This window comes from Deltaproteobacteria bacterium (assembly GCA_020845895.1).
Taxonomy (GTDB): Bacteria; Lernaellota; Lernaellaia; order JACKCT01; family JACKCT01; genus JADLEX01.
Genome location: JADLEX010000159.1, coordinates 1 through 5,983 on the forward strand (window position 1 = coordinate 1; position 5,983 = coordinate 5,983).

Below are 5,983 nucleotides of genomic sequence, written 5' to 3' on the forward strand. Positions count from 1 at the left end.
GTCTTTTTTTACGCGGCTGGTCGATCATGTTCGCGTGCGTGGGCGCGATCTTCGTGCTCGCGCCGAACGGCACGATCCGCGCGATCAACGGCCTCGGCGCGTGGATGGGCGATTTCCCGCCCGCGCCCGAGTCCGAGCTGCGTTTTTGGCTCTCGCTCGGCTTCGCCTACATGGTGCTCGTCACCGTGCTCGCGTGGGTCGCGTCGAACGATCCGTATCGCCGACGCGGACTGCTGCTGATTCTCGCGTCGGGCAAGGCCGCGTCGAGCCTGTCGTGCCTCGCGTTTTATCTGTGGACCGAGCCGAGTTTCATCTATCTGCTCAACTTCCTCGTTGACGGATCGATCGTTTTGCAGATGGTGCCCGCGTGGGCGGCGGCGGGGCTGCTCGCGCCGAAATCGGAATCGGGCGGACCGACGATCCCCGGCCATGACGCGCGCGAGCGGCGCGTGATGCGTCTCGCCCTCGGCCACATGTATCCCGCGGGCGGTCGCGCCGGGTTGTCCGCGGCGGACGTTCACCTGGAAGAATCGCTGTGGAATTACGCGGCAACGCAGGGCCCGGCGGTGGTGGCGGGATTTCGCGCACTCGCGTGGATTCTGGAGTGGGGCACGATCCTCTTCGCGCGAACGCTCACGCCGTTTTCGGGCCTGCCCGATCGCGACGCCGAGCGCTACCTCTCCGGCTGGCTCGAAAGCCCGTGGTACCCGCGTCGCATGGTGCTGTTTCAACTGCGTTTCATCGCCGACATGCACTATTTCGCGGACGCGCGGGTGAAGGCCAACTTGGGATATGCCGCCGCGCCGCTGCCCGCCGAAACGGGTCCGTTGGCAGAGAACTCGCGCGATTTCGCCCCCTCGGTGTGGGCGTGGAAATCGGCCGCGCACGCAGCGAAACGAGCGCCGAAAAAAGCCGCGAAGACATTGACCGCGCGCGCCGCGAAAGGAGGCGCGCGATGATCGCCATCGATCACTCCCGCGTCGAGGACGGCCGCGCGCAACGCGCCGATCGCCATCTGTCCGCGGATGTCGTCGTGATCGGTACGGGCGCGGGCGGCGCGGTGGCCGCCGCGACCTTGGCCGAGGGCGGCGCGAACGTACTCATGATCGAGGAGGGCGGCTATTTCACCGGGCGCGATTTTCGCGGCGACCCGATGGAAGGCTTCAACACGCTCTACCGTTCGGGCGGGCTGACCGCCACGGTCGGCAACGTCGTGATCGCCCTGCCGATGGGCAAATGCGTGGGCGGAACGACGACGATCAACTCGGGCACGTGCTACCGAACGCCGGACTGGGTGCTCGACGAATGGCGCACGCTGCACGGCGTCGAGGCGATGTCCGCGGCGGACATGGCGGACGATTTCGCCGAAGTCGAGCGCGCGCTCGGCGTGAAACCCGTGCCGGAGGGAAATCTGAATGAGGGAGCGCGCCGGTTCGCGGCGGGCGCAAAATTGCTGGGCTATGACGGCGCGCCGATTCCGCGCAACGAGCACGGCTGCCGCGCCACGGGCGTGTGCGCGTTCGGCTGCCCGCGCGACGCCAAAGCCGCGACGAGCGTGTCGTATGTGCCGCGCGCGCTGGCGGCGGGGGCGCGGCTCGCGACGTGGTGCAAGGTCGATCGTATCCTCACCGATCGCGGCCGCGCCGTGGGCGTGGTTGCTCGGTACACCGACGAAAAGGGCCACGAAACCGGCGCATCGCTACGCGTCGTCGCGAACGCCGTGTTTGTCGCGGCGGGCGCGGTCCACACACCGCGGCTCATCGCGCGGTCCAAGGTCGGCGCGAACGCGAAGCATCTCGGTCATCATCTCCGTACGCATCCCGCGGCCCGCGTCGCCGCCGTGTTTCCCGACGAAATTCGCGGATGGGAAGGTGTGCCGCAAAGCTACAACGTGCATTTCACCAACGAGGGATTTTTCGTGCAGGGCCAGTTCACGCCGCCTGGGGTCGAAGCGTCGATGCTGCCCTTCACCGGTGCGCGTCACCGCGACCTGATGGACCATTTCGACAAGATGACGTCGTTCGGCGCACTGCTCTCCGACACGTCCGAGGGCCGCGTGATCGGCGCGGGCTCGGGCGATCCGCTGCTGTGGTATTGGATGAACGCGCACGACGTGCGCACCATGTCGCGGGCGATTTCGATCACGTCGCAGATCTTTATCGCGGCCGGCGCGCGCGAGGTGTATCCGTGCGTGCGCAAGAGCCCGGTCGTGCGAAGCATGGAAGAGGCGAAGGAGATCGCGAACCTCAAGATCAAGGCGAACGACATCGACATGATGGCGTTTCACCCGATGGGCACCGCGCGCATGGGCGGCGATCCGACGCGCAGCGTGACCGACGCATGGGGCGCCGTGCATGGCGTGCCGGGGCTCTACGTGGCGGACGCGGCGCTCATGCCGGGCTCGACCAAGCTCAACCCGCAGATCACCATCATGGCGCTCGCGCGGCGCGTGGCGCGAAAGTACCTCGCACGGGTATGACGGGATCGGGGGACGAAGTATGAGCGAACCTCTTCGCTGGGGAATTCTGGGCACGGCGAACATCGCGGACGCCGTGGCGACGTCGAGCGCCGCGAGTCCGACGAACACACTTCGCGCCGTGGCGTCGCGCGACGCGTCTCTCGCGCGCGCATGGGCCGATGCGCGCGGGGTTCCGCTCGCCTTCGGATCGTACGACGACCTGCTCGCGTGCGGCGAGATCGACGCGCTGTACATTCCGCTTCCCAACTCGCTTCACGCCCCATGGACGCTGCGCGCGATCGACGCCGGATTGCCGGTGCTGTGCGAGAAGCCCTTCGCCGTGAGCGCCGCGCAGGCCGAGGCCGCGGCGCGCGAGGCGCAACGCGCGGGCGTCATCGTCATGGAAGCCTTCGCCTACGAATTCCATCCGCTCTTTGCGCGGCTTCGCGCACTCATCGCCGAAGGGCGCATCGGGCGGCTCGTGTCGATTTCGTCAGTCTTCACGTGGCGGCTCGATGACCGCACGCAGATTCCGGCGTCGGCCGAGCTCGCGGGCGGCGCACTGATGGATGTGGGGTGTTACGGCGTCCACGCCGCGAGGCGCATCACAGGCCGCGAGCCCGTTCGCGCGATGGCGATGGCGACGGGAAACGCGGTGGACGACTCGCTGTACGGCCTGCTCGAATTTGCCGAGGGCGTCGTGGCCACCATCGAGTGCTCCATCGAATGCGAAGAGTCGCGTCGATTGGAAATTCGCGGCGAGCGCGGATTGCTGCTCGTCGACGACCCGTGGAATCCGCCGGTCGACCACGGACGAATCGTCGTGCGCTCGGGCGGCGAGACCGAAGAGATCGTCACGCCCGGCGGCGACGTGTACCGACTCGAGATCGAACACTTCGAGCGCGCGGTGCGCGGCGTCGAGCCCCTCGCGCACGGGCCGCTCGACGCCGTCGCGACCATGCGCGTCCTCGATTCGCTCGCGGCGTCGGCCCGCGATCGACGCGTGATCGAGAGCGTCTGCTGCTGCGATGCGTGACGCCCATCCGAGTCGAATCCGATGTTGACATCCGCTGCCGCGGCGGATTTGCTGGTTTTTTCACGACCCGAACGGCAGGTGGCCTCGCGATGACCGAACGCCTCAAGACTCCGCGCATCCTCGAACGCTGTCCGATGTTTTCTCACCTGACGCCCGGTGACCGCGAACGCGTGGCGGCGATCGGTTGGGTGCGCGACTTTCGGCGTGGCGAGATGCTCTTCACCGAGGCGGACAAGGCGGAGCAGTTCTACGTGGTGCTCGACGGCGACGTGAAGGTGTTCAAGACCTCCGCGAGCGGCAAGGAACAGATCCTGCATTTCGCGCGGCCGTTTCAAACCTTCGCCGAGGCCGCGGTGATGATGGGCGGCATGTTCCCTGCGAGCGCCATGGCCGCCCGCGACGCCCGCGTGTTCGAAATTCCCCGCGCGCAGTTTCTCGAACTCGTGCGCGGCGATCCCGATTTCGCCGTGCGCGTCATGGCGTCGGTGGCGCGCTGGCTGCGCACCCTCGTCGATCTGGTCGAGGATCTGTCGTTCGCCGAGGTGCCTGGGCGTCTCGCGCGGCGCATCGTCAAGACCGCGCGAGAGAGCGGAATCGAACTCGTGGACGGTGCCGAGATCGACCTGCCGATGTCGAAGACGGACCTCGCGCGCATGCTGGGCACCGTGTCGGAAACGCTCTCGCGCGTCTTCGCGAAGATGAGTGAAGACGGCCTCATCGAGGTTCGGGGCCGCTGCATCGTGGTGCGCAGCGCCGAGCGCCTGGGCGAGATCGCGGTGCGGTGACATGCCACGAACTGATTGGACGCTGGATATCGAGCGTGTAAAAATTGGCACCGTCAAAGCCCTGTTCGCCGATGATGCCGGGTTCGGGCGTTTTGTTCTCAAGGGCGGCGCGGCGCTCGATCTGATCTATCGATTCCCCTCCGCCAGATCGTCGCTCGACATCGATCTCTCGATGGCGGATGACTTCGCACCGGACGAACTGGACGGTGTTCGGGAGACTTGGAACCGGGCGCTCGACCGTGAGTTCGAGCCGTTCGGGGCTCGCGTATTCGACCTGATTTTCGAGAGGCGACCAAAGAAGCGAGATATGCGGCAACTCGAATTCTGGGGCGGGTATCGGCTCGAATTCAAGTTGACGCTCCGCGAGCGAGCATCCGAATCGGCGCGTTGGCTGGAGGAAACGCGACGCAATGCGGTCGTCGTCGGCCGAAATCAACTGCGTACGATGTCGGTCGACGTCAGTTCCCCCGAATACTGCGCATCGCACCTCGAAAAGGAACTCGCCGGACGCCATCGTTGCGGAAAAGTTGCGCGCCTTGTGCCAGCAACTCCCGGACTACCCGCACATGGCCCCGCGTTCGAAACGGGCACGTGCCCGGGATGTCTTCGACATCTGCGGCGCGATCGACTCGGGCCTCGTGGATCGCGTAAATCTCGCGGCGATCGTTCCGGAGGTTTTTCGTGCGAAGCGTGTCGATCCGGGGCTTCTGGTTCGGTTGCGCGAAGACTTTGCCCGTTCGTTTCATGCGCCGGATTTCCGATCGGTGGAACTGACCGTCCGGGATCCGGCGACCTTGCGCTCCTTCGACGAATACTACGATCGCGTGCTGGACCTCGTCTCACGGCTCGAAATTCCGGGGAATCCATAGTCTCCATTCGGGAACATAATCGCCGGACTTTCCGATTCCGTGTTCCAGGTAGAAATCAAGTTCGATCGGCAGGCGTCGGACGAAAGCGATGGATTTCGCCGGATATGCGCCCGAGCGTTCCAGATAATAGCCAAGCGCCTGATGCCACGGATAGCTGTAATCGAGGGACCGGAGAATTCCGACGAGCCGATTCACGGAAATGCGCCCCTGCGCACGTCGGAACGCCTCAAGTGCGCGGTGCGTTCCTCCCGCGCACTCGGGACGCACGACCACGTCGATCAGCGTTCGCTCGATCGACGTGACCCGAACGGGATAACCCGCAAGTTCGCGCTCAATGATTTCGAGCCCGCCGCTGTCCTGACCCCGAAGCCGGGCGATCCGAAAGCCACTCCATTGTGCGATGTCCGTCGTTTCGCGCGCCGGCCTCGACATGGAATCGTCAATCTCTTCCTGCGTGAGCGCGCGCGAGTCCGACTTACGCGGCTGCGGAATCGTGACGTAGACGATCTTGGGAATGTCGTCGGTCAAGTCGTGGAGGACCAGCGCCGTGTAGTGACTCAGGTAGGCGCTTTGACTAAGCGCACAGGCAACGTGCTCGGGCCGCGCACGGTCTTTGCGCGCGATAACTCTCGTGGGGCGGACAGGAAAATTCAGGCGGACTTCTGTCAGGAGCCCCAGCTCATTCATCTTGTCCAGGAACATCGCGGGCGAGAAACTCGCGTTGATTTCCAATTCGACACGAATCTGCTCGAGATTGGACTCCAGCGTCCTCAAGCGCCACGCCACCGCGTTGATGGATTCGAATCGATCAGCGACTCTTCGCCAACGAGGAGGA

At 65.4% G+C, this 5,983-nt stretch carries 6 protein-coding genes and 2 pseudogenes; 7 read left to right on the top strand and 1 reads right to left on the bottom strand.

Annotated elements, in window-relative coordinates; genetic code table 11:
* The first annotated feature begins 246 nt into the window (after positions 1-246).
* The 7 genes and pseudogenes from IT350_20610 (at position 247) to IT350_20640 (ending at position 5,148) form a co-directional block, all read left to right on the top strand.
* Positions 247-440, top strand: a pseudogene (locus IT350_20610) (hypothetical protein).
* A 12-nt stretch (positions 441-452) separates the two neighbouring features.
* Entirely contained in the window at positions 453-959 is a 507-nt protein-coding gene (locus IT350_20615; protein ID MCC6160467.1) for a hypothetical protein, read from the top strand.
* Complete coding sequence (locus IT350_20620; protein ID MCC6160468.1) at positions 956-2,479, top strand: GMC family oxidoreductase; 1,524 nt, start codon at positions 956-958, stop codon at positions 2,477-2,479. The genes IT350_20615 and IT350_20620 overlap by 4 nt, the downstream gene beginning before the upstream one ends.
* A 19-nt stretch (positions 2,480-2,498) precedes the next feature.
* On the top strand, positions 2,499-3,494 hold the full coding sequence (locus IT350_20625; GenBank protein ID MCC6160469.1) for a Gfo/Idh/MocA family oxidoreductase: 996 nt from the start codon (positions 2,499-2,501) through the stop codon (positions 3,492-3,494).
* Positions 3,495-3,583: 89 nt separating this feature from the next.
* Positions 3,584-4,279, top strand: a complete 696-nt coding sequence (locus tag IT350_20630) for a Crp/Fnr family transcriptional regulator (GenBank protein MCC6160470.1) — start codon at positions 3,584-3,586, stop codon at positions 4,277-4,279.
* A 1-nt stretch (position 4,280) separates the two neighbouring features.
* Positions 4,281-4,583: pseudogene (locus tag IT350_20635) on the top strand (nucleotidyl transferase AbiEii/AbiGii toxin family protein).
* Positions 4,584-4,806: 223 nt separating this feature from the next.
* Positions 4,807-5,148: a hypothetical protein gene (locus tag IT350_20640; GenBank protein MCC6160471.1), complete on the top strand. Its 342-nt coding sequence runs from the start codon at positions 4,807-4,809 to the stop codon at positions 5,146-5,148.
* Here IT350_20640 and IT350_20645 read toward each other — a convergent pair.
* Complete coding sequence (locus tag IT350_20645; protein MCC6160472.1) at positions 5,119-5,922, bottom strand: hypothetical protein; 804 nt, start codon at positions 5,920-5,922, stop codon at positions 5,119-5,121. The two genes, IT350_20640 and IT350_20645, sit on opposite strands and share 30 nt — an antisense overlap.
* Positions 5,923-5,983: the final 61 nt, after the last annotated feature.

What these genes read in the sequence shown, in the direction of transcription:
- IT350_20615 (MCC6160467.1), top strand. Translation starts at nt 453, where the DNA reads ATGCGTCTCGCCCTCGGCCACATGTATCCCGCGGGCGGTCGCGCCGGG.
- IT350_20620 (MCC6160468.1), top strand. Translation starts at nt 956, where the DNA reads ATGATCGCCATCGATCACTCCCGCGTCGAGGACGGCCGCGCGCAACGC.
- IT350_20630 (MCC6160470.1), top strand. Translation starts at nt 3,584, where the DNA reads ATGACCGAACGCCTCAAGACTCCGCGCATCCTCGAACGCTGTCCGATG.
- IT350_20625 (MCC6160469.1), top strand. Translation starts at nt 2,499, where the DNA reads ATGAGCGAACCTCTTCGCTGGGGAATTCTGGGCACGGCGAACATCGCG.